Below are 714 nucleotides of genomic sequence, written 5' to 3'. Positions count from 1 at the left end.
CTCGAGGTGGCGCGCAGCGAAGCGAGCGCCTTCGGCGTCATGCATGTCGACGAACACGACCGCGTCGTCGCCTTCCTGGAGAAGCCGGCCGCCTCCTCCGCCCGCCTGGCCTTCTCGGGCCTTGCCCGTCCCCGCTCCGCGGCGCCGGGTCTTTGAACCGGAGGCAACATCAGCATCGCACTGCTGTCCCGCTCGTGGAATTTCTATCGCTTGCGCGCAATACCCGCTATTAACCAAGTATCGTGACCGCCCGGCGCGGTCATCTTCGCTTACGAAGCTAGAGTGTTTGTGAGTGGAGTCTAGGCTCCTGATTCGTCCTCCACATCTATGCGCGGAAACCCGGGTATGGCGGAAGCCCGAACGATGGTTCAGCCCGGCCTCAGCGACGGCTCGCCGATCGCGGAATTGCTGACGGCGGTCGGCCAGGCCGCCTATGTCTGGGACATCGAGACCGACCGGCTCGACTGGACGGCGGCGGCCCATGAGGTTCTGGGGCTTGCGGCCACGACCCCGATCGACTCCGCCAGCCGGTTCGCCGCGCTGTTCGATCCCGACGCGCTGACGACCCGGCGCGAGGCGGTGTTCGGCGCCAGCGCCCCCGATCACGGCCACGGCGTCCCGTTCGAGGTGGAGTATCCGCTCACGCCCGGCGGGCGCGCCAAGCGCCTGTGGGTGCAGGACCGCGGCCGCTGGTACGCGGGGCCCGAGGGGATG

Annotated in this window: 1 protein-coding gene and 1 pseudogene; both read left to right on the top strand. The window is 68.5% G+C overall.

The genetic code is table 11. The annotated features are described in order from the left end of the window. Positions 1–39: 39 nt before the first annotated feature. Entirely contained in the window at positions 40–156 is a 117-nt protein-coding gene (locus ACIKT0_RS19515) for a hypothetical protein (RefSeq protein WP_407106916.1), read from the top strand. Between the two features lie 189 nt (positions 157–345). Continuing rightward, positions 346–714, top strand: a pseudogene (locus ACIKT0_RS19510) (hypothetical protein); the annotation flags it as partial.

The sequence above is a fragment of the Hansschlegelia beijingensis genome (genome assembly GCF_045505405.1).
Lineage (GTDB): Bacteria > Pseudomonadota > Alphaproteobacteria > Rhizobiales > Methylopilaceae > Methylopila > Methylopila beijingensis_A.
The sequence above is the reverse complement of the archived record's forward strand: the minus strand, read 5'-3'. Positions and strand labels throughout refer to the sequence as shown.